This is a genomic window from Burkholderia sp. BCC1047, from assembly GCF_902833155.1.
GTDB classification, from domain to species: Bacteria; Pseudomonadota; Gammaproteobacteria; order Burkholderiales; family Burkholderiaceae; genus Burkholderia; species Burkholderia sola.
Genome location: NZ_CADFEH010000021.1, coordinates 1 through 21,415, shown reverse-complemented (window position 1 = coordinate 21,415; position 21,415 = coordinate 1). Strand labels below are relative to the sequence as shown.

19 protein-coding genes, 2 pseudogenes and 1 riboswitch are annotated in these 21,415 nt (G+C 66.7%); of the genes and pseudogenes, 11 read left to right on the top strand and 10 right to left on the bottom strand.

Features of this window, described 5'->3' with window-relative positions:
- Positions 1-2: 2 nt before the first annotated feature.
- The gene (locus HWX55_RS21265; RefSeq protein WP_175977168.1) at positions 3-1,667 is read left to right on the top strand and encodes an acid phosphatase; all 1,665 of its coding nucleotides are present in this window, start codon (positions 3-5) and stop codon (positions 1,665-1,667) included.
- A 98-nt stretch (positions 1,668-1,765) separates the two neighbouring features.
- Here HWX55_RS21265 and HWX55_RS21260 read toward each other — a convergent pair whose 3' ends face one another.
- Both HWX55_RS21260 and HWX55_RS21255 read right to left on the bottom strand, forming a co-directional pair.
- A complete protein-coding gene (locus HWX55_RS21260; RefSeq protein ID WP_175977167.1) occupies positions 1,766-3,631 on the bottom strand; it encodes a phosphoenolpyruvate carboxykinase (GTP) in 1,866 nt (621 codons plus the stop codon).
- A 789-nt stretch (positions 3,632-4,420) separates the two neighbouring features.
- Positions 4,421-6,004 carry an isocitrate lyase gene (locus tag HWX55_RS21255; RefSeq protein ID WP_050014091.1) on the bottom strand — a complete coding sequence of 528 codons (1,584 nt, stop codon included), beginning with the start codon at positions 6,002-6,004 and terminating at the stop codon, positions 4,421-4,423.
- A gap of 399 nt (positions 6,005-6,403) precedes the next feature.
- On the opposite strand from HWX55_RS21255, the gene HWX55_RS21250 reads away from it, so the two are divergent.
- The 7 genes from HWX55_RS21250 to HWX55_RS21220 all read left to right on the top strand — a co-directional run bounded on the left by HWX55_RS21250 (position 6,404) and on the right by HWX55_RS21220 (position 13,288).
- Entirely contained in the window at positions 6,404-6,925 is a 522-nt protein-coding gene (locus HWX55_RS21250) for a YbaK/prolyl-tRNA synthetase associated domain-containing protein (RefSeq protein ID WP_124593390.1), read from the top strand.
- The gene (locus HWX55_RS21245) at positions 6,922-7,560 is read left to right on the top strand and encodes a helix-turn-helix transcriptional regulator (RefSeq protein WP_050014093.1); all 639 of its coding nucleotides are present in this window, start codon (positions 6,922-6,924) and stop codon (positions 7,558-7,560) included. Before HWX55_RS21250 ends, HWX55_RS21245 begins: the two co-directional genes overlap by 4 nt.
- 52 nt (positions 7,561-7,612) lie before the next feature.
- On the top strand, positions 7,613-8,587 hold the full coding sequence (locus tag HWX55_RS21240; protein ID WP_050014094.1) for a threo-3-hydroxy-L-aspartate ammonia-lyase: 975 nt from the start codon (positions 7,613-7,615) through the stop codon (positions 8,585-8,587).
- 231 nt (positions 8,588-8,818) lie between these two features.
- Positions 8,819-9,012: riboswitch (cobalamin riboswitch) on the top strand.
- A 216-nt stretch (positions 9,013-9,228) separates the two neighbouring features.
- Positions 9,229-11,157, top strand: coding sequence for a TonB-dependent receptor (locus HWX55_RS21235; RefSeq protein WP_175977166.1), 1,929 nt, complete (start codon positions 9,229-9,231; stop codon positions 11,155-11,157).
- 128 nt (positions 11,158-11,285) lie between these two features.
- A complete protein-coding gene (locus HWX55_RS21230) occupies positions 11,286-11,837 on the top strand; it encodes a TetR-like C-terminal domain-containing protein (RefSeq protein ID WP_244140619.1) in 552 nt (183 codons plus the stop codon).
- Between the two features lie 22 nt (positions 11,838-11,859).
- Positions 11,860-12,861: an alpha/beta hydrolase gene (locus tag HWX55_RS21225; RefSeq protein ID WP_175977164.1), complete on the top strand. Its 1,002-nt coding sequence runs from the start codon at positions 11,860-11,862 to the stop codon at positions 12,859-12,861.
- A 7-nt stretch (positions 12,862-12,868) separates the two neighbouring features.
- On the top strand, positions 12,869-13,288 hold the full coding sequence (locus HWX55_RS21220; protein WP_175977163.1) for a DUF6331 family protein: 420 nt from the start codon (positions 12,869-12,871) through the stop codon (positions 13,286-13,288).
- Here the strand turns inward: HWX55_RS21220 and HWX55_RS21215 are convergent.
- The gene (locus tag HWX55_RS21215; protein WP_050014098.1) at positions 13,285-13,917 is read right to left on the bottom strand and encodes a LysE family transporter; all 633 of its coding nucleotides are present in this window, start codon (positions 13,915-13,917) and stop codon (positions 13,285-13,287) included. The two genes, HWX55_RS21220 and HWX55_RS21215, sit on opposite strands and share 4 nt — an antisense overlap.
- 117 nt (positions 13,918-14,034) lie before the next feature.
- Here HWX55_RS21215 and HWX55_RS21210 point away from each other — a divergent pair.
- Positions 14,035-14,495: pseudogene (locus HWX55_RS21210) on the top strand (Lrp/AsnC family transcriptional regulator).
- Between the two features lie 111 nt (positions 14,496-14,606).
- Here the strand turns inward: HWX55_RS21210 and HWX55_RS21205 are convergent.
- From HWX55_RS21205 to HWX55_RS21180, 6 genes are all read right to left on the bottom strand, one after another.
- Positions 14,607-15,701: a collagen-like triple helix repeat-containing protein gene (locus tag HWX55_RS21205; RefSeq protein WP_175977162.1), complete on the bottom strand. Its 1,095-nt coding sequence runs from the start codon at positions 15,699-15,701 to the stop codon at positions 14,607-14,609.
- Between the two features lie 264 nt (positions 15,702-15,965).
- The gene (locus HWX55_RS21200) at positions 15,966-16,313 is read right to left on the bottom strand and encodes a copper-binding protein (RefSeq protein ID WP_175977252.1); all 348 of its coding nucleotides are present in this window, start codon (positions 16,311-16,313) and stop codon (positions 15,966-15,968) included.
- A 53-nt stretch (positions 16,314-16,366) separates the two neighbouring features.
- Positions 16,367-17,158 carry a DUF2182 domain-containing protein gene (locus HWX55_RS21195; protein WP_175977161.1) on the bottom strand — a complete coding sequence of 264 codons (792 nt, stop codon included), beginning with the start codon at positions 17,156-17,158 and terminating at the stop codon, positions 16,367-16,369.
- The gene (locus tag HWX55_RS21190; RefSeq protein ID WP_175977160.1) at positions 17,155-17,799 is read right to left on the bottom strand and encodes a DUF1326 domain-containing protein; all 645 of its coding nucleotides are present in this window, start codon (positions 17,797-17,799) and stop codon (positions 17,155-17,157) included. The genes HWX55_RS21195 and HWX55_RS21190 overlap by 4 nt, the downstream gene beginning before the upstream one ends.
- 167 nt (positions 17,800-17,966) lie before the next feature.
- Positions 17,967-18,266 carry a hypothetical protein gene (locus HWX55_RS21185; RefSeq protein ID WP_175977159.1) on the bottom strand — a complete coding sequence of 100 codons (300 nt, stop codon included), beginning with the start codon at positions 18,264-18,266 and terminating at the stop codon, positions 17,967-17,969.
- 219 nt (positions 18,267-18,485) lie between these two features.
- Positions 18,486-18,734: a hypothetical protein gene (locus tag HWX55_RS21180; RefSeq protein ID WP_050014104.1), complete on the bottom strand. Its 249-nt coding sequence runs from the start codon at positions 18,732-18,734 to the stop codon at positions 18,486-18,488.
- 91 nt (positions 18,735-18,825) lie between these two features.
- On the opposite strand from HWX55_RS21180, the pseudogene HWX55_RS36170 reads away from it, so the two are divergent.
- Positions 18,826-18,936, top strand: a pseudogene (locus HWX55_RS36170) (acetaldehyde dehydrogenase (acetylating)); the annotation flags it as partial.
- Positions 18,937-19,485: 549 nt separating this feature from the next.
- Entirely contained in the window at positions 19,486-20,856 is a 1,371-nt protein-coding gene (locus HWX55_RS21170) for an MFS transporter (protein WP_175977158.1), read from the top strand.
- A gap of 257 nt (positions 20,857-21,113) precedes the next feature.
- On the opposite strand, the gene HWX55_RS21165 is transcribed toward HWX55_RS21170, so the two are convergent.
- The coding region (locus HWX55_RS21165) for a hypothetical protein (RefSeq protein WP_175977157.1) at positions 21,114-21,415 on the bottom strand (302 nt) is incomplete at its 5' end.

Here is a 21,415-nt window from a genome sequence, read left to right as displayed (position 1 = left end):
ACGTGAACGACACCCCCGATCGCCCCGACGACCTACCCGCCGATCCCGACCGCCGCCGTGTGCTCGGCGGCCTCGCCGCACTCGGCGCCGGTGTCGCGCTCGCCGGCTGCGAAACCACCGCGGGCAACGCGCCGCGTTCGGCCGCCGACCTGCGCATCGACGAAGCGCTGCGCCAGCGCGTGCGCCACATCGTCGTGATCTATGCGGAAAACCGCAGCTTCGCGAACCTGTACGGCGATTTCCCGGGCGTGCGGTACCCACTGAGCGAAGTGCGGCCCGAACACGCGCAGCAACTCGATCGCGACGGCAAGACGCCGCTGCCGGCGCTGCCGAAGATCTGGGGCGGGCTCGTGCCGCAGGCGCAGGAAGTGGACGGCAAGCGCTACGCGATCGCCGAGCGCGACATCGACAAGTTGCCGAATGCGCCGTTCCGGATTTCGGACGCGCAAGGCAAGCCGCTGCCGAACGGCGTGATCACGCGCGACCTGTGGCATCGCTTCTACCAGAACCAGATGCAGATCGCGGGCGGCCGCAACAACCAGTTCGCCGCGTGGGCCGATTCGGGCGGCCTCGTGATGGGCCATTACCGCAATTCGGCCGACACGCTGCGACTGTGGAATCTCGCGCGGCAATACACGCTGTGCGACAACTTCTTCATGGCGGCCTTCGGCGGTTCGTGGATGAACCACATGTTCCTGATTTCCGCGCAGCCGCCGCTGTATCCGGACGCGCACAAGCATCCGCATGCGGCGAAACTGCTGTCGAAGGTCGAAGGCGACGACCCGGCCGGCACGCGCCTGAAGCTCGCCGACGATTCGCCCGCGTCCGCGCTCGACGGTCCGCCGAAATTCGCGGTCGACGGCCCGCTGACGCCGGACGGCTACGGTGTGAACACGATGGCGCCGCCGTACCAGCCGAGCTACGTGCCGCCGCCCGATCCGGGCAACGCCGCGTATGCGGATCCGGCCGACCATCGCGTGATGCCGCCGCAGGGCTACGCGACGATCGGCGACCGCCTGTCGGAAAAGAACGTCGACTGGGCGTGGTACAGCGGCGCATGGCAGTATGCGCTCGAGCATCGCGACACGGGCATGGTGCCCGACTTCCAGTACCACCACCAGCCGTTCAACTACTTCGTGAACTACGCGCCGGGCACCGAAGCGCGCCGCAAGCATCTGCGCGACGCGGGGCTCGGCGACGAGCCGTCGACCAACCACTTCATCGCCGACATCGACGCGGGCCGCCTGCCGGCCGTCACGTTCTACAAGCCGCAAGGCAACCTGAACATGCATGCGGGCTATGCGGACATCGAATCGGGCGACCGCCACATCGCGACCGTGATCGACCATATCCGGCGCGGCCCGCAATGGGAAAACACCGTGATCGTGATGACGCACGACGAGAACGGCGGCTGGTGGGATCACGTCGCGCCGCCGGTCGGCGATCGCTGGGGCCCCGGTTCGCGGATTCCCGCGCTCGTGATCTCGCCGTTCGCGAAAAAGGGCTTCGTCGATCACACGCTGTACGACACGAACTCGATCCTGCGCTTCATCAGCCGCGTGCACGGCCTCGCGCCGCTCGACGGCGTGGTCCTGCGCAACAACGCGTTCGCCGCGCGCGGCGCGACGCCGCCGGGCGATTTGACGAACGCGCTCGATCTCGGCTGACACCCGGCCGAGCGCCGGAAATGACAACGCCCCGGGCCATGCGATGGATGGCCCGGGGCGTTCATGCCGCTTTCAGGTGGTGACGTCGATGCCGCTCGTCAGCCGCCGATACGCCGCTCGATCTTCTTCATCGTCTCGGTCATTTCAGCCGGCAAGCGCAGCTTCAACGTATCGAACAGCGCCGCGTGCAGCTTCAGTTCCTCGCGCCATTCGTCGACGTTCATCGACGTCACCGCATCGAACTGATCGCGCGTGAAATCGAGGCCGTCCCAGTGCAGATCTTCATACGCGGGCGACACGCCGAACGCATGCTCGCCGCCACCGCCCGTGCCTTCGAGACGATCGAGCATCCACTTCAGCACGCGCATGTTCTCGCCGAAGCCCGGCCACACGAACTTGCCGTTCGCATCCTTGCGGAACCAGTTCACGCAATAGATCTTCGGCAGCTTCGCGCCGGCGGCTTCGAGCTGCTTGCCGAGTGTGAGCCAGTGCGCGAAATAATCGCTGACGTTGTAGCCGCAGAACGGCAGCATCGCGAACGGATCGCGGCGCACGACGCCCTGCTGGCCGACGGCGGCCGCGGTCGTCTCGGAGCCCATCGTCGCGGCCATGTACACGCCTTCGACCCAGTCGCGCGCTTCGGTCACGAGCGGCACGGTCGTCGAGCGGCGGCCGCCGAAGATGAACGCGTCGATCGGCACGCCGGCCGGGTTTTCCCAGTCGTCGTCGATCGACGGGCACTGCGCGGCCGGCGCGGTGAAGCGCGAGTTCGGATGCGCGGCCTTGCGGCCGGTTTCCTTGCCAATCTCGGGCGTCCACGGATTGCCCTGCCAGTCGGTCAACTTCGCGGGCGGCGTGTCGGTCAGCCCTTCCCACCACACGTCGCCGTCTTCCGTCAGCGCGACGTTCGTGAAGATCACGTTTTCCTTCAGCGTGGCGATCGCGTTCGGGTTGGTCTTCACGCCCGTGCCCGGCGCCACGCCGAAGAAACCGGCTTCCGGATTGATCGCATACAGGCGGCCGTCGCGGCCCGGCTTCAGCCACGCGATGTCGTCGCCGATCGTCGTGACCTGCCAGCCGTCGAAGCCCTGCGGCGGGATCAGCATCGCGAAGTTGGTCTTGCCGCACGCGGACGGGAACGCGGCCGCGACGTGATACTTCTTGCCGGCCGGCGACGTCACGCCGAGGATCAGCATGTGTTCCGCGAGCCAGCCCTGATCGCGCCCCATCGTCGACGCGATGCGCAGTGCGAAACACTTCTTGCCGAGCAGCGCGTTGCCGCCGTAGCCCGAGCCGAAGCTCCAGATCTCGCGCGTTTCCGGAAAGTGCACGATGTACTTGACCGGATTGCACGGCCACGGCACGTCCTGCTGGCCGGCTTCGAGCGGATGACCGACGCTGTGCACGCACGGCACGAAATCGCCGTCCTCGCCGAGCACGTCGTACACGTCGCGCCCCATGCGCGTCATGATCCGCATGTTCACCGCGACGTACGGGCTGTCGGACAACTCGACGCCGACGTGCGCGATCGGCGAGCCGAGCGGGCCCATCGAGAACGGCACGACGTACAGCGTGCGGCCGCGCATCGCGCCGCGGAACAGCCCGTTGAGCGTCTCGCGCATTTCGGCCGGCTCGATCCAGTTGTTGGTCGGGCCGACGTCGTCGCGCGACGCCGCGCAGATGAACGTGCGATCCTCGACGCGCGCGACGTCCGACGGATCGGATTGCGCGAGATACGAGTTCGGGCGCTTCGCCGGGTTCAGGCGCGTGAGCGTGCCCTGGTCGACCATCGCCTGGCACAGCGCGTCGTATTCTTCCTGCGATCCGTCACACCACACGACACGCTCGGGCTCCGTGAGCGCCGCGATGCGCGAGACCCAGTCGATCAGCTTGCGATGTTTGACGAAGGCCGGCGGAGCGATCAGCGGGCCGTGTGTCGCTTCGGCCAAAGTGTTTTGCGACATGAGGATGTCTCCAGATTATTGGGCGGGGATGGGGGATGCGGGGCGAGCCCGCGAGATGGGGAATGCGTGCGGAGCGCAGGAAGATGCGGCGCGCAGGACGGGACGCGCGAGCGGAGCGCGCGTCGATGCCGCGATGCGGGCGAGAGAAGATGAAGTCTCGTTAGAAAGTGCGAACACGAGTTTCGCCATGCAAGCAACCTGCCATACAACTCCATGCCGGCCAGCATACCATCGCCGTTATTGACGAGGCGTTGCGTTGCAACAAGAAACAATTGTGACGACGTGCCGGCATGCGCGTTGCAGACAGGCGCTTTTTACGGCGTCGTCGCGCGCGCTTTGGGGACGAAACGAGCGCGACGACCGCCCCGCAAGGGTTTCGCACGGACGGCAATTTCAACCTGCCGGCCGTGCGCACGAACCACGCGAACCCGCGCCGTGCGAGTTAGCGTTTTCGCTACTCAGGCAAACCCTGAATTAGGTTGTGTACACAAACATCCCGTTCGACTACCCGATGCACGCCCCTGCTTAAAACGGTGCGCGCGGCAATCCGGGGTAATACGTGCACACACTGTTCGACAGCGTTCGCAATGACGAGAAATTCCAGCGCAACGTGCGCCGAGATGATGAACCGCCGCGGGCGTTTCATCGATTTCGCCCCGATCGACGTGGTGTCGACGAGCCAGTACGCAGTACGTCGTAAAGGCCATGTACGGGTAACGCACGGCGATCGCGCAGATAAAAAAACGCCAGCCCCGAGGAGCTGGCGTCGTGCTGCGGATCTGACGATGATCAGAACTGGTTCATCGTGTTGTCCTTGCCCGCTGCCTTCAGCGCCGCTTCGCCGCTGAAGTATTCCTTGTGATCGTCGCCGATGTCCGAACCCGACATGTTCTGGTGCTTCACGCACGCGATGCCCTGACGGATTTCCTTGCGCTGCACGCCCGCCACGTAGCCGAGCATGCCCTGGTCGCCGAAGTATTCCTTGGCCAGGTTGTCGGTCGACAGCGCAGCCGTGTGGTACGTCGGCAGCGTGATCAGGTGGTGGAAGATGCCTGCTTCACGCGATGCATCGGCCTGGAACGTGCGGATCTTCTCGTCGGCGAGCTTGGCCAGTTCGGTTTCGTCGTATTCGACGCTCATCAACTGCGCACGGTCGTAAGCCGACACGTCCTTGCCCTCGGCCTTCATCGCATCGTAGGCCTGCTGGCGGAAGTTCAGCGTCCAGTTGAACGACGGGCTGTTGTTGTACACCAGCTTCGCGTTCGGGATCACCTTGCGGATCTCGCTGACCATGCCGCCGATCTGCGCGATATGCGGTTTTTCGGTTTCGATCCACAGCAGGTCGGCGCCGTTCTGCAGCGACGTGATGCAGTCGAGCACGCAACGCGCCTCGCCCGTGCCGGCGCGGAACTGGAACAGGTTGCTCGGCAGGCGCTTCGGACGCAGCAGCTTGCCGTCACGCTTGATGACGACGTCACCGTTGCCCAGCTGGTCCGCCGACAGTTCTTCGCAATCGAGGAATGCGTTGTATTGATCGCCCAGGTCGCCCGGCGTGTTCGTCACGGCGATCTGCTTGGTCAGGCCCGCGCCCAGGGAATCGGTCCGCGCGACGATGATGCCGTCGTCCACGCCCAGTTCCAGGAACGCGTAACGGATCGCGCGGATCTTCGCGAGGAAATCCTCGTGCGGCACCGTGACCTTGCCGTCCTGGTGGCCGCACTGCTTCTCGTCCGACACCTGGTTTTCGATCTGGATGCAGCACGCGCCCGCCTCGATGAACTGCTTGGCCAGCAGGTAGGTCGCTTCCGCGTTGCCGAAGCCGGCGTCGATGTCGGCGATGATCGGCACGACGTGCGTGACGTGGTTGTCGATCTTTTGCTGGATCGCGGCCTTCGCAGTCGCGTCCTTCGCGGCATCCAGCTCGCGGAACAGGCCGCCCAGCTCGCGGGCGTCGGCCTGGCGCAGGAACGTGTAAAGCTCGCGGATCAGCGCGCTGACCGAGGTCTTTTCGTGCATCGACTGGTCAGGCAGCGGGCCGAACTCCGAGCGCAGCGCGGCGACCATCCAGCCCGACAGGTACAGGTAGCGGCGTTCGGTGCTGTTGAAGTGCTTCTTGATGGAGATCATCTTCTGCTGGCCGATGAAGCCGTGCCAGCAACCCAGCGACTGCGTGTACTTGGACGGATCGGCATCGTACGCGGCCATGTCGGCGCGCATGATCTTCGCGGTGTACTTCGCGATGTCCAGGCCGGTCTTGAACTTGTTCTGGGCGCGCATGCGGGCCGCATACTCGGGGCTGATGGCATTCCACGCGCTGCCGTGGTTTTCCTTCAAGCCAGCCACTGCCTTGATGTCGTCTTGATATTGGGACATGTCTATCTCCTGGGAACGAAGCGCATTTGAGTAAAGGGTTCAGCGTGCCCGCCGCGTGTGACGAAGCGAACTGCATGGACTCAATAGTAATCCTGTCCCGCGCGTTTTCGGCCAAGTCTTATATAAGACATAAGATATAAATTTCTCTTGTTTTTCAATGAGATAGCCGGTCGTTTTTGCGATGCAAAACACGGTTTCAAGCGGCGGTAAAGCGCGGCGGCAGGAATTCGGCCCGCATTCCGCAATATGAAAAGCCCTTTCGGCTGCTGAAGAATCGGCGCGCTTCGCGCACACTGGCGCCACGACGTCCGCCGCCCTTTGTCATATCAATGACAAAACGTCTATACTTGGACGATTATTTGATTCACGCGCGTCGACGCGTGGCCCGCCTGGAGCGACATGAACGACTCTCCCGTTTTCGACACGCTTTGCGAACTGCTGACGACATCCGGCGCGCGTTTTCGCGTGCTCGAGCATCCGGCGGAAGGCAAATCCGACGCGATCGCCGCGCTGCGCGGCACTCGCCCCGAACAGGGCGCGAAGGCGATGCTCTGTACGTTCAAGGATGGCGGCGACGTCGCCGCGCTCGCGGTGATTCCCGGCCACCTGAAAATCGACTTTCGCAAGGTCGCCGATGCGGTCGGCCGGCGCAAGGCGACGCTCGCGTCGCCCGACGTCGCGGCCGCCGTCACGCGCTGCGTGATGGGCGCCGTACCGCCGTTCGTGTTCGATACGAACGTGGCGCTCGTCGTCGATCCCGCGCTGGTCGAGCGCAACGCCGAGATCGCGTTCAACGCGGGCCGCCTCGATCGCTCGGTCGTGCTCGACGCGACCGACTACGTCCGGATCGCGCGCCCGCTGCTGGCCGACATCACGCGGCCGGAAACGACGGACACCCCGACACACCAGGATCACGCATGAGTACAACCCGCAAACCGCTGCTGTCGGAGCAGGCATCGCTGATCGAACAGGTGCAGCGCATCGCCGAAGGACTCGGCGAGATGTTCGCGCCGTTCACCGAGGTCGTCGTGCACGACCTGCGCACGCCGGAGCACGCGATCCTCGCGATCCACAACAACCTGTCCGGACGCGCGGTCGGCGATCCCGCGACCGAACTCGGCCTCGCGCGCATCGCCGACGACGATTTCCCGCAGGTGCTCGCGAACTACCCGAACCGCTTCGCCGACGGCCGTACCGCGAAAAGCACGTCGATCGGCATCAAGGATTCGACCGGGCGCTATGTGGCCGCGCTGTGCCTGAATGCCGACGTCACGCTGTTCCGCGGCTTCCAGGGCATGCTGAACCAGTTCTGCCGCACGGACGGCGAAGCCGTCGTCGACACGCTCGACCCGGCCGGCGCGGACGCGATCCGGCAGCGCATCGACGCCTTCGCGACGCGCCTTGCGACGACGCCGCGCGAGTTGAAGACCGACCAGCGCCGCGAGCTGATGCAGACGCTGAAGGCCGACGGCTTCCTCGAGGTGCGCCGCGCGATGGAGATCGTGTCGCAGCATCTCGGCGTGTCTCGCGCCACCGTCTACAACGACGCGAAGTGACCCGGTGCGCCCCCGCATTCCAGTCGACTGACTTTTCAATCCTCCAGCAACCATGAACTCTCCCGCTCTCCCCACGTACGACGACGTCGCCGCCGCCGCGACCCGGCTCGAAGGCCACGCGCACCGCACGCCGGTGATGACGTCGCGGACGATCGACGACGCGCTCGGCGCGCAGGTGTTCTTCAAGTGCGAGAACCTGCAGCGCATGGGCGCCTTCAAGTTCCGCGGCGCGTTCAACGCGCTGTCGCGCTTCAACGCGGAACAGCGGCGCCACGGCGTCGTCGCGTTCTCGTCGGGCAACCATGCGCAGGCGATCGCGCTGTCGGCGCGCATGCTCGGCATTCCCGCGACGATCGTGATGCCGCAGGACGCGCCGGCCGCGAAGATGGCCGCGACGCGCGGCTACGGCGGCAACGTCGTGACCTACGATCGCTACACCGAGGATCGCGAGCAGATCGGGCGCGATCTCGCCGAGAAGCACGGGCTCACGCTGGTGCCGCCCTACGATCACCCGGACGTGATCGCCGGCCAGGGCACCGCGGCCAAGGAACTGTTCGACGAAGTCGGTCCGCTCGACGCGGTGTTCACGCCGCTCGGCGGCGGCGGGCTGCTGTCGGGCACCGCGCTCGCCACCCGTGCGCTGTCGCCGCATGCAAAGCTGTACGGCGTCGAGCCCGAAGCCGGCAACGATGCGCAGCAATCGTTCCGGTCCGGCACGATCGTGCACATCGACACCCCGCGCACGATCGCCGACGGTGCGCAGACGCAGCACCTCGGCAACCTCACGTTCCCGATCCTGCGTCGCGACGTCGACGACATCCTCACCGCGACGGACGCGGAACTCGTCGACTGCATGCGCTTCTTCGCCACGCGTATGAAGCTCGTCGTCGAGCCGACCGGCTGCCTGTCGTTCGCCGCCGTGCGCCGGATGAAGGATGCGCTGCAGGGCAAGCGCGTCGGCGTGGTGATCAGCGGCGGCAACGTCGATCTCGAGAACTTCTGCGCGCTGGTGTCGGCACCGGCCTGAGCGTCGCGGCACGCATCGATAACGACACGCGCCGGCCGTCGGCCGTCGGAGCGACGGAACGACGGCCGACGGTTCCGGCGCGACCGCACGCGTTCGAACCCGGCTGTTTCTTCAGACCTGAAACACGACCCGCGCCCCTCGAACGAAAGGATTCGGAAAGCCGCCGCCGGGCAATGACGTTTTTTCGCACCCGCGCGCGGCCGGACGATTGACGTCCCTGACCGCACGCCATTACCCTTGCGCGCTGATGGTTCCCAGGGATGGGATCAAAAGGGAACGCAGCAGGGGCAACGCCCCGAATCTGCGGCTGCCCCCGCAACTGTGAGCGGCGAATCCGTGCCACCGCATGCCACTGGGAAACCGGGAAGGCCTGCACGGATGACGACCCGCGAGCCAGGAGACCTGCCATCGACCCGAGGTCCACGCAGCCGCACCGGGCGGGGTGTCCCGATGCGCGCGGCACCGCCCCCGGCGGTCGCCCGTTGCATGGACGACCCGACCTCAGGATCCGTCAGATGTCCATCGTTCCCGAATCCGCTTCCCGACCGGAAGCGTCGCACCGACGCGCCGTCGGCATGCGCCACCTGCCCGCCCTCCGCCCGCGATCGCCGTACACGTCACACGCCTCATCCCGCCGCCTCATGAACATTCGTCACCTGCTCGCCACGTCCGCCGCCACCGCGCTGCTTTCCCCGCTCGCCCACGCGGCCGGCGACACGGCGCTCGCGCAGCCCGCCGCGCCCGCGCCCGGCGCGGACCTGCCGACGATCAGCGTGACCGACACGCGGCACCTGCCCGAATCGTTCGACCGGCGCTATGCGTCGACCCAGGTGCTCACGCGCGAGGACCTCGACCGGCTGTCGCCCGCCGACCCGAGCATCACGCAGGCGCTCGCGACGCTGCCGGGCGTGACCGTCGCGCAGAACGGCGGGCCCGGCTCGTCCGCGTCGGTCAGCATCCGCGGCTCGTCGGCGAGCCAGGTCGCCGTGTTCATCGACGGCATCCGGATCGGCTCGCCGACCACCGGCATCGCGCCGTGGGCCGACCTGCCGACCGAAGCGTTCGAGCGCGTCGAGGTGATCTCCGGCCCGGCCGCCGCGTCGTTCGGCAACAACGCGATGGGCGGCGTCGTGCAACTCTTCACGCGCCGCGCCGCCAACCAGCCGAACCGGACCACCGTGTCGGTCGGCGGCGGCTCGAACAAGACATTCGACACGCAGTTCCGCACGTCGGGCACGGTGCCGTCGACCGGGCCACTGGCCGCGCTCGGCGGCCTCACCTATTCGCTCGGGCTGCACGACTACAACACGGCCGGCATCGATGCGACGCGGCCGTTCTTCTACGGCCACGAAGACGGCCGCAATCCGTATCACGCGCAGGATCTCGACGCGCGGCTCGGCTATGCGCGCGACAACTGGTCGATCTCGACGTTCGCGCTGTATCACCGCTCCGATCTGTCCTACGACAACAGCGGCTACGCGAATCGCGAGCTCGACCACCAGTTGACGACGGGCGTTGCGTTCCATCTCGACATCACGCCCGATACGCAGTTCGACCAGTCGTTCGGCTATGCGAACGACCGCCAGTTCATCTACGCGGACAACCCGGCCCTCGCGACCGACCAGATCAATTCGCAGCGGATCAGCACGTCGACGTCGCTGACGCATCAGGAGCACGGATTGCACCTGTTCGGCCTGCCGCTGTCGGGGGAATCGAAGCTCGCGTACGACTTCACGCGCGAACAGGCGTTCCTGCCGGTCGACATTCCCGGCGGCGTGCCGACGCGCAACGATTCCGCGTTCTCGTTGCACCAGTCGGCGACGCTCGGCAGCGTGACGATGTTCGTCGCCGGCCGTCACGAGATCATCGCCGGGCAGGCGGTGAACACCGGCAACGCCGCACTGTCGTGGGCGATCACGCCGGTCTACACGGCGCGCATGTCGTACGGCAACGCGTTCCGCCTGCCGACGTTCAACGACCTGTACTACCCCGGCTACGGCAACCCGAACCTCAGCCCGGAACGCAGCACGTCGGTCGAGGCCGCGCTCGACGCGAATACGGCGTATGGGACGTTCACCGCGGCGATCTACGACACGCGCGTCAACAACCTGATCGCATACAACCCGGCGACGTTCTCGCCGATGAACATCGGCCGTTCGCATATTCGCGGCATCGACCTGTCGTACAAGGGCACGATCGGCCGCTCGACGCCGATCAGCGTCGCGGTCGGCATCCTGAATCCGCAGGACGAAACGAACCGGACGTGGCTGAGCCGCCGGCCGCGGCAAACGGTCAGCCTGAACGTCGATCACACGTGGGACGAACTGAAGCTGCACGCGCTGAGCACGGGCGCGTCGCTGCTGTACGGCGGCTCGACGTTCGACGATCCGGCCAACCGGCAGTATCTGGCGTCGTACCTGACGGTGAGCCTGCGCGCGTCGTACCGGATCAATTCGCACCTGACGGTGTCGGCATCGCTGTCGAACCTGTTCGACCGGCAGTACATGACCGCGTACGGTTACAACACGCTCGGGCGTACCGCGTTCGGCAAGGTCAGTTATACGTTCTGACGGCCCCCCGCATCGGCACAACGCGCCACGCCGGCACGCGCATGAAATTGACATCACGACGAAAGCTAATAGAATTAGGTTTTTGACTAATCTTCGTAGCATTCGTCATGGCGCGTGCCGGCCTTACCGTGGACAAACTCGTCGAAGCCGGCGCGCAACTCGCCGATGAAGCCGGTTTCGAGCAGCTGACCGGCGCGGCGCTCGCGCGGCATTTCGACGTGAAGCTGGCGAGCCTGTATTCCCATATCCCGAGCTTCGACGATCTCAAGAGCCGCATCGCGCTGTTCGCGCTGCAGGAGCTGGCCGATCGCGCCGCCGACGCGCTGGCCGGCCGCACCGGCAAGGACGCGCTCGCCGCGCTCGCGAACGTCTATCGCGACTACGCACGGGCGCATCCGGGCCGCTTCGCCGCCGCGCGCCATCCGGTGAGCGCCGAGCGCGCCGCCGCGAGCGCGGGCGGGCAACTCGTCAGGATGACGTCGGCGGTGCTGCGCAGCTACGACCTGCCGGATGCCGAGCACGCGCATGCGATCCGCCTGCTCGGCGGCTTCTTCATGGGCTACGTGACGCTCGAAAGCGCCGGCGGCTTCTCGCACAGCGCACCGGATGCCGACGCGTCGTGGTCGCGCAGCCTCGATGCGCTCGACGCGATGCTGCGCCACTGGCCTTCGCCCGCATGACGCCCCGAACGGAACCCAAGCGATGAAAGACAAACCCGACGGCGTCGTGCTGCCGAGCCGTGTCGTTCCCTTCCCGACCTCGATCAGCGATGAAGCGCGCGCAGCGCTGCAACGCCTGACCGGCGACGACGGCGTGCCGCTGAACGCGCTGCACGCGATGCCGGCCGTCGACGACATCGACGCATGGATGCGCGTGAAGGCCAGCGCCGACGCGCATTACGCGACCGCTGTCGCGCAGTTCGCCGGCTCGTTGCGTTCGGGCGTCGAGACGATCCGGGTCGGCGCTGCGGACGTGCACGTCGCGACACCCGAAGCGGCGCCGTCCGGCGCATGCGCAATCATCGACCTGCACGGCGGTGCGCTGATCGTCGGCGGCGGCGCCGCGTGCCGTGCCGGCGCGCAAATGCAGGCCGACCGGCTCGGCATTCGATGCTACGGCGTCGACTACCGGATGCCGCCCGAGCATCCGTATCCGGCCGCGCTCGACGACTGCATCGCGGCCTATGCCTATGTGCTCCAGCGCTACGCACCGGAAAACGTCGTCATCGGCGGCCGTTCGGCCGGCGGCAATCTCGCGGCCGCGATGGTGCTGCGCGCCCGCGACGAGGGCCTGCCGCTGCCGGCCGCGCTGGTGCTGCTGTCGCCGGAAGCCGACCTGACCGAATCCGGCGACAGCTTCGAAACCAACCGGCTCGTCGATGTCGTGCTGCCGGCGCCGCTGATGGCGAACAACCTGCTCTACGCGAACGGCGCCGATCTCGCGCATCCGTATCTGTCGCCGCTGTTCGGCGATTTCGCGGCCGGCTTCCCGCCGACCTTCATCCAGAGCGGCACGCGCGACCTGTTCCTGTCGAACGCCGTGCGGCTGCATCGCGCGTTGCGCCGCGCACAGGTGCCGACCGAACTGCACATATTCGAAGGGATGCCGCACGGCGGGTTCATGGGCGCGCCGGAGGATATCGAGCTGAGCCAGGAAATCGCGCGCTTCGTGCATGCGCACTTGCATTTGCACGCATCGAATTGAGCCGAAAATGAACGGCAACGCACACAAGAACGACATCGGCATCGGCCCGGATCGCTGGATCGCCTGCGGCGATCTTGCCGGCGGCCACGCGCAGGCGATCGACGTCGATCCGCATCTGGCGGTCGTCATGCCGTTGATCGACGCGCTGGAGATCCACTGTGTCGCCGGATGCTGCGGCATCGATGCGTTCGGCCTCTGGCCGGACGACATCGCCGTTGCGCTCGACACATGGCAACCCGATGCGGTGACACGACTCGTCGACGATCTGCTGTCGGTTCAGCACGCGATCGAGGCGCTGCCGTCCGATATCGTCGTCAGCATGCGAATCAACCAGTACTTCCGGAAAACAGTGATGCTCGAGCTGCTCGCCCATATCCGGACGACGGTCGACGCGATCCGCTCGACCCGCGCTGCGCCGCGCGCCTAGATCAAGCCACGTACGCCCGCGACCAGCTGGATCGCGCCGAATACCGCGACGACCGCTGCCGACATGCGCGACAGCCCGTGCATGAACGCGAACGACAGCTTCGCGCGCAGCGCGGCGGTCGCGCTGCTCAGGCACAGCCACCACGTGGCCGAGCCGACGAACACCCCGGCCACCATCCACGCGACGGTCGCCCACATCGCGCCTTCCCGCGCCCCCGGCAACGGGCCGAGCGCCGCGAAGATCCCGACGAACGACACGATCGTCATCGGGTTCGACAGCGTGAGTCCGAACGTCGTCAGGAAATCGCGCAGAACGGTCGTACGCGGCAACTCGCGCTGCCCCACCGGGGCGGCCGGCGGCTGGCGCGCGATGGTCCATGCGAGCCACACGAGAAACGCGCCGCCGCCGATCTTCAGGCCGACGGTCAGCATCGGGAACGCGGTGACGATGCCCGCGACGCCCAGCGCGCCGAGCAGCCCGTAAATTGCATCGGCGCACGCGGCGCCGATGCCGGTCGCGAATCCGGCCCGGAAGCCGCGGCTCAGGCTGCGCTGAATGCACAGCATGCCGATCGGGCCGACCGGCACCGCGATCGACAGCCCCATCACGACGGATTTGATGAACAACATCGCCTGCTCCTTTCCCACATCCCATGGCTCGAACTGGCATCGTAGGGAAAGTCCGCGCCCCGCTGAATGCGGTTTTTAAGGAAAAATGGCGGCTCTACCTTAAAAACTCCCGCCGCGATGGACGATTTGGACTGGAAGATACTGGCGCTGTTGCAGGACAACGGACGCCTCAGCTATACGGAGCTCGCGCGCCAGGTCCACCTGTCGGTGCCGGCGGTGACGGAACGCGTGAAGCGGCTCGAAGCAGCCGGCGTGGTCGAAGGCTACACCGCGCGGATCAATCCGTCCGCGGCCGGCTATCCGGTGAGCGCGCTGATCGGCATCACGGTGCAGCAACCGGCGAAAGCGAAGTTCCTCAAGCTGCTGGAGACGATTCCCGAAGTCGTCGAATGCCATCACGTGACGGGCGCGGATTCGTACGTGATGCGGTTGGTCGCCGTCAGCATGGCCCATCTCGAACAGCTGATCGAACGCATCAACCTGTACGGCGAAACGCGCACGTCGATCGTGATGTCGACGCCGCTGCCGGCGCGCGGCTCGCGCGGCCGGCGTCGAAGCCCGGCGACACGCGCAGGTAGCGGGCCACGGTTTCGGGATTGTCCGATGGTCCCGGGCGGGACCCGTGAGCGCCGATGGCGGTCCTTCCCTGGTCGTTCGGCCGGGTTCCCGTATGACGCGGTACGGGCCGGCTATTTTCCGGCCACGCCGCCGAGCAGGCCGCCCACCAGCGACGTCACTGGCGCGAGCGGATTGGAGAGACCGCCCAGCGGCGAGCCGCCGCCGCTCGTACCGGTCGCGGAGCCGTTGTGCACGGTCGCCGGGATGCCGCCGACCACGCTCGTCACCAGACCGGCAATCGGCGCCGCGCCATTCGCGCCGCTCGGGTTCACGAGGCCGCCCGCATTGGTCACCGTGTTGCCGACCGCCCGGACGAGACTGCCGGCAGCGCCGACGATCGGCTGAGGCGACGTGGACGTCACCTGCCATCCGGCCGACGTGATCGCCCCGCCGACCTGTCCGAGCAGGCCCGCGACCGGCTGCCCGAGGCCGGTTGCGGTGCCGACCTGCTGCGTGAGTTGGCCCGCCGTCGTCACGGCCGGCGTGATCGCGGTGCTGATCGCTTGCGTCGCCTGCTGGACCGGGCCCGACGACAGCGCCGAGCCGAGCATGGCGCCGCCCGACTTCAGGCCGCCGACGGGCGTCGCGATCGGCGCGAGCGGCGACAGCGGGCCGGCGCCGAGCGCCTTCACCGTTTCGCTGAGGCCGTTGACCGGGTTGCCGGTCGAGCCGACGAGGGTGCCGAGGCCCGCGACCGTCCCGCCGACCGGGTTCGGCGTGAAGCCGATCTGGCCGATACCGTTGCTCACGGCATTCGTCGTATCGCGGATGATCGTGCCGACGCCGGTGACCGTGTCGGCCGGCCCGGCCGTCGCGGCCTTGCCGACGCCGGGCAACGTCACGTCGCCGAGCGTCGACCCTGCGGCCAGCACGACTGCGCCGGCGGAACTGACGATGCCGTTCGTGCCGGGTGTGCCGCTGGTTCCGCTCGTTCCGCCGATGCCGCTGGTTCCGCTAGTCCCGCTAGTCCCGCTAGTCCCGCTAGTCCCGCTAGTCCCGCTAGTCCCGCTAGTCCCGCTAGTCCCGCTAGTCCCGCTCGTACTCGTCCCGATGGTGTTACCTGCCGGCGTCGGTGCCGTAACGTCACCACCGCCGCACGCCGCGAGTGCACACGCAGCGGCAACGGCGGCGAGTGCAACATTCGCCTTGATGAAGTGATCTTGCATGGAAGCCCCCGTTCGCTATTCAGCGCGATCACTCGACCAAGCATCTACCGTGCCATTTCCATCGGTCTCCTTCACAGTTTCACAATCGGCTTGCCATGGACGTCCAGGCCGCACCGCGGGGAAGCGCGCATCGGATGCGGATCGTGCCACCCGGCTCAGCCCGGGCAGGCATTCCGATAACACTGACGTAACACCGGCCCTGCGTTACGTAGCACAGGAAGAGAAAAACCGACGGCGCCCACCCGTGCGCACGCCGGATCGTCGTCACGGCCGCTTCACCAGCTTCACGATCGTCAGTGTGCCGTTGACGTTTTCCACCCGAACCCGGACCTTGTCGCCCACATGCAGCGACGGGATCATCGCCGCGTCGCCGGCCTTGAAGGCCATCGTCATCGGCGGCATCCCGATGTTGTCGAGCGCGCCATGCTTCAGCGTCACGCGCCTGCGCCCGGCATCGATTTCCTTGACTTCGGCATCGGTCATTTTCGAATCGTGCGCCGACATGCTCGCATCGCCTGAATTCATGCCCGACATGTCGCCGCCCGCGAGCGCCGGCATCGCAATGACCGCCATCGCAAACGACATGGCGACAGTGAGAAAGCGGATCTTCATCGAGCGTCTCCCGTCGCACCCGGCGTGTTTCTGCCGCCAGCCGGTGCCGCGCATCACACGATCAACGTCACCCCGGCCCACGCAATCAGCACGACACCCAGCACGCGGCCGATACGATCGCCGCCGGGCACGACCTTTTCCACGAACACGAACAGCGACAACGCGACGATCCACACGACATTCATCACGCCGCCAACGAACAGCAGCGCCATCAGCAACCAGCAGCAGCCCACGCAAACCACACCGTGCCGCGCGCCCAGCAGGAAACTGCCGGCAACGCCCGGACGCCAGTGCGCAACCAGGAACGCCGCCGGCGCCCGGCATTGCCGCAGACACGCGCGTTTTAGCGGCGAGAATTGATAGAGCCCGGCCAGCGCCAGCACGATGGCGGAAAGGAGTGCGCTCTTCGACCACAGCATCATCGCGGAGATCAGCCCGGCCGGCTGCAGCAGCGCCTGAAGCAACGCCGCGCCGATCGAGAACGCGAGCCATGTCGTCAGATAGCCGGCCAGCAGCGCCACCGACGTGAACGCCGATCCTGCCGCTCCGTTGCCGTGCTGCCGCAGCACGCGCCGGTACAGCATCACGAGCGGCGCGGCGCCAGGCGTCATCATCGCGATCATCATCACCCACCACATCGCGATCACGGTCGGCAGAGACGGATCCATGCTGCCCATGCCGTCCGCCAGCCGATGCGGAAACAGCGCGACGGTCGTCATCTCCCGTGCCGACATGCCGGTTCCCGCGCCGGTCCACAGATAAAACCAGCACAGGCCGACGAGCGCGACCATGCCGAGCAGCGTGACGGCGCGCTCGCGCGCGAGCCAGGTATCGACCGGCGTCATGCCGCGGCGCGATGCCGGATCAGCCCGTGGTTGTTCAGATGCAGCCGAGCGAATTGCGCATAGGTTCCGTCGAGATTCAGCGCGATGTTGCCCTGCGAGCGCCCCGTTCCCGAACCGATCTCGGCCAGCTCGTATTCGAAACCGTGCGGCAGGTCGATCCGCACACGGTGCTCGTCTCCCGTCACCGGATTGCGGATCGGTTCGCCAGCGGCATCGAACACACCGTCCACGTGAATCCGGCCGCGCCGCGCATCGACATCGACGTCGAAATCGATCGTCGTGAAGATCGGATCGAACGCGTGCTCGAGCGTCGACGCATACACCGAGAACATCGTCGCAAATGGATCGGTATCCTGACCGGTCATGATTTTCAGCACGGCGTCGCGCTGCGCCGGACTCGCGCGCTCGTCGACGATCGGCTGGCACTTGCCTTTCCCTTCGTGAACCGCACCCGGCCATTGAAACACCACCGCGATCCTGACGCCGTCGAGCACCACGTCGCCGTAGTGGCCGCGGTCGATCGAAATCGCCCCCATCGCTTCGCAGTTGCCGTTGGTCGGCAACGCATTGAACTGGCAAGGGCAACCGTATGAGCAATTGCAATTGATCATTTCGGTGCCCTGAATCTCCCACGGCGTCATGGCTTCACCTCGCGCTCTGAAACGGACGAACGCTTCGAATCTAGTGCACGCGACCGGGGAAAGCAAAGCGGGAACAACAGCGTGAAAATCGCGGGTTTCGGCCTCACGTAAGACGTTTCGGGATGGGTTCGCGCGGTTGTGCCGGCAACCGTCCGGTCACCCCGTTCTCACACGAACAGCGACACGACGATTGCACACCACACCGCGCCCGCGCCGCACAGAAACACGCGTCGCGCGACGAACATTCGCGATTCGTCGTCGGGCGTTTTCATCGGCGACGTCGCGAGAAACGGCACGCTGGCGAGGCACGCGAACCCGGCCAGCGCGGGCACGATCACGACGTAGTCGCCGAACCGCCAGGGCAATGCTTCGTGCCATCCCCAGTAGCCGAGAAACAACATGCCGATCGAGAACATCGTCGCCGCGGCCGAGCTGAGCGCGACCACCGATCCTGCTGGAAATTGCACGGGAACCTCCCCTCGCGCAGCGCGCGATGCAACGCCTGTCGCCGGAGATCAGCATGGTCTCGTCCGCCGGCAGCGGAATCAGCGTTCGTTTGGGACGCGAATGCATCGAGCGCACCGTCTCCACTCGTCAGCGAATGCGCGTTGTCACGGATTGACGGATTCGATCCGGTCGAGCGGTATTTCGTGCCCGTTCACTCGGGCAGCACCTGCATGACGTTGCTAACCCGGTTTCTTCGTGCCCTGCGCAACGGAAATCCACCCGACCACCGCCGCGGCGACCCAGCAACAGGTGATCATCAGGTCCAGATCCATCCAGCCCTGGAAATTCGTGCTGTTTTCGAAGCTGCAGCGCTGATGGCCTCTGACCCACATGCAGCCGCTGATCAACTGCTGGACGTGCATGTAGATGCTGTACACGGCAACCGCCGACGCGATGACGGCGACCCGCAGGCTTAGGCTCTTTTTCATTGACGCTGAAGGCGTGGGATGGTCGTGGGATGTCTCCCGACGATCTTAAGCCAATGGCGATGCGTGACGCAATCGATCCGGTATCGACACGCTGGTGTACGCGGCATCGCGCATGCAGCCGGTCGCACCGCACGGCGGAATCGTCGCAACGGTGTCGTCGCGCTCGATCGACCCGGTCGCGCTCAAGAACGTCGAGGAATTCGCTGAAGAACCGGCCGTGTGCTCGACGGCAAGTGCGCATCGGTATTCGCGGAAGTCGATGGGCTCCGCGACGCCCTGCCGCAGTACGCGGACAACAATTGCCACTGGAACTGTTCGACGCGGTATGCAACCGGGTGAGGATCGACACAGACGTTGACGTGCTCGCGATTCCGAACGCCGCCGGCGATCTCGTCGGGCCGATCATTGGGCGCGCCGACCCGCGTCGACCGCGATGCGCTACCGCTCGGCCATGCGGGCGCCCGCTCGTCGTTCCTGCTGTTCGTCACGCGCGCGGAACCGAAGTGCGGGATGCCGGCATGCGACATTCCCGTCGAACAGGACCCGTCAGCGGCTCGCCGGCAGTCCGTAGGACATGAACGCCGACGTGCTGCTCAAGCTGCCGCGGGCGCGGGACGTGCCGGCCCGCGCATGCATGCGGGCATGACGCTTGCGTCGCCCGATGCCCTTGCCTGATGCTCACGCCTGCTGACATCACGCTGGCAGCAGGCCACGCTTAAGGTCGCACGATCGCCTGCCAAGGAACGTCGCCATGGCCCATACCGGAGAACGCGCCGACCATGCCCTCGAACGCCGCGGCGTGACCCTGCTCACGCTGTGCCTCGCCGTACTCGTCGCCCAGGTCGATAAGGCCGTCGTCAATCTCGCCACACGCGCGATCGGCGCCTATTTCCATGCCGGCGTCGGCGCATTGCAATGGGTCGTCGACAGCTACAACCTCACGTACGCGGTGCTGTTGCTGACCGGCGGACTGCTCGCCGACCTGTACGGCCGCCGCCGCGTCTTCCTGGCGGGCACGGCCGTCTTCACCATCGCGTCGCTGCTGTGCGCACTCGCGCCGTCGGTGTCGAAGCTGATCGCCGCACGCGCGCTGGCCGGCGTCGGCGCGGCGTTGTTGTTGCCGGCGTCGCTCGCGATCGTGCGGGTCGTGTGGCGCGACCCGGTCGAACGCGGCCGCGCGCTCGGCATCTGGGCCGCGTGCAACGGCGTGGCGATGGCGATCGGGCCGACGCTCGGCGGCGTGCTGATCCGGCATTTCGGCTGGCGCAGCATCTTTTTCGTCGTCGTGCCGCCGAGCATCGCCGCGATGCTGCTCGCGATCCCGGCCGTGCCCGAGTCGTCCGATCCGCACGGCCGCCATTTCGATGGCGCGGCGCAAGTCACGGGCGCACTCGCGCTCGGCGCGCTCGCGTATGCGGCGATCGTGTTTCGCGAGGCGGCGGTCGCATGTGCGATCGCCGGTTGCATCGCGGTTGCGTCGTTCGTTGCGTTCGTCGCGATCGAGCGCCGCCACGGCGAATCCGCGCTGGTGCCGCTCGACATTTTCCGGATCAGCGCGTTTCGCGGCGCGATCGCGGCGACCACCGGCATGACGTTCGGGATGTACGGCGTGCTGTTCCTGCTGCCGCTGATGTGGCAGAGCACCGGCCGCCTCGATTCGACCGGCGCAGGCCTCGCATTGCTGCCGATGGCGCTCCTGTTCGTCGCCGTGTCGCCGTGCTCCGGGCGGTTGTCGGAACGCGTCGGCACGCGGGCGGCGACGGCCGGCGGCGTCGCGGTGATCGCGAGCGGACTCGCCGCGATCGGCGCATCGGCCGGTTCGTCGAGTCTGCTCGGCGCGGAGATCGGGCTCGCATTGACGGGGCTCGGGATGGGGGGCGCGACGGGTCCTTTGATGACCGTCGCGGTGGGCGCGGTCGACGCCGCGCGCTCGGGCACCGCGAGCGCACTCGTCAACGTCGCACGCATGACCGGCGCGACGCTCGGGATCGCGGTGCTCGGCACGGCGTTCGCAGCCGCGCACGGCGGCGCGGCCGGCCTGCGCGTGGCGATGTTCGCCGGCGCGGTGGTTCAACTGACGGGCGCGGTGGTATCGGCAGTGAGCGTGCAGCGGGCCGCATGACGCGTCACCTGCGTGCTCGCCCTTCGCTCGACGATGCTTCCCGCCAAGCTTGCGCGCCCGGTGCTCGGCGCGCCTCTGCAGCAGCGCCGGCATCAGTTCCTCGATGTACTGCCGCGCCAGCCCGCGCGTAAAGCTGCGGGCGAACGGCGTCGCAGCGTGCACGGTCGGTCGTCGGCCCGTGCGGTTTCAGCGATGCAGGCGACGTTTGTCGCATGCGATCCGAACGCGCGGCTCGTGACGATACCGAATGGCGGGCATTAACCGATGCCGGAATGTTCGCTGTATTTCGCGATGGCGATCGAGGATTTCCTGCGGGACGCGGCCGCCTGAGCGAGGAACACGCGCGGCGCCGGCAAAGGCGGGAGAGGTACAAGTAGCCGCCGCGGCGCGATGGCGCCGTCGGCGACCGACGAACGGCACACCGTGCGCCGTTCATCCGGTTCGTCCGGCCCTAGCAGGCTGTTGAAATTGGATACGGTGTAAACGGGCGTTGCGAGCGGTGCGTTAGAGATATCGTGTTCATGATCTTGGGCAGACGAGAGCGATGCGCGGAATGGAC

Bases quoted from the DNA above. Each gene is read 5' to 3' on its own strand.
- HWX55_RS21215 (WP_050014098.1), bottom strand. From the start codon at position 13,917: ATGTTGTTCATCAAATCCGTCGTGATGGGGCTGTCGATCGCGGTGCCG.
- HWX55_RS21245 (WP_050014093.1), top strand. From the start codon at position 6,922: ATGAGTACAACCCGCAAACCGCTGCTGTCGGAGCAGGCATCGCTGATC.
- HWX55_RS21225 (WP_175977164.1), top strand. From the start codon at position 11,860: ATGAAAGACAAACCCGACGGCGTCGTGCTGCCGAGCCGTGTCGTTCCC.
- HWX55_RS21205 (WP_175977162.1), bottom strand. From the start codon at position 15,701: ATGCAAGATCACTTCATCAAGGCGAATGTTGCACTCGCCGCCGTTGCC.
- HWX55_RS21190 (WP_175977160.1), bottom strand. From the start codon at position 17,799: ATGACGCCGTGGGAGATTCAGGGCACCGAAATGATCAATTGCAATTGC.
- HWX55_RS21250 (WP_124593390.1), top strand. From the start codon at position 6,404: ATGAACGACTCTCCCGTTTTCGACACGCTTTGCGAACTGCTGACGACA.
- HWX55_RS21235 (WP_175977166.1), top strand. From the start codon at position 9,229: ATGAACATTCGTCACCTGCTCGCCACGTCCGCCGCCACCGCGCTGCTT.
- HWX55_RS21220 (WP_175977163.1), top strand. From the start codon at position 12,869: ATGAACGGCAACGCACACAAGAACGACATCGGCATCGGCCCGGATCGC.
- HWX55_RS21260 (WP_175977167.1), bottom strand. From the start codon at position 3,631: ATGTCGCAAAACACTTTGGCCGAAGCGACACACGGCCCGCTGATCGCT.
- HWX55_RS21195 (WP_175977161.1), bottom strand. From the start codon at position 17,158: ATGACGCCGGTCGATACCTGGCTCGCGCGCGAGCGCGCCGTCACGCTG.
- HWX55_RS21180 (WP_050014104.1), bottom strand. From the start codon at position 18,734: ATGAAAAAGAGCCTAAGCCTGCGGGTCGCCGTCATCGCGTCGGCGGTT.
- HWX55_RS21240 (WP_050014094.1), top strand. From the start codon at position 7,613: ATGAACTCTCCCGCTCTCCCCACGTACGACGACGTCGCCGCCGCCGCG.
- HWX55_RS21200 (WP_175977252.1), bottom strand. From the start codon at position 16,313: ATGAAGATCCGCTTTCTCACTGTCGCCATGTCGTTTGCGATGGCGGTC.
- HWX55_RS21170 (WP_175977158.1), top strand. From the start codon at position 19,486: ATGGCCCATACCGGAGAACGCGCCGACCATGCCCTCGAACGCCGCGGC.
- HWX55_RS21255 (WP_050014091.1), bottom strand. From the start codon at position 6,004: ATGTCCCAATATCAAGACGACATCAAGGCAGTGGCTGGCTTGAAGGAA.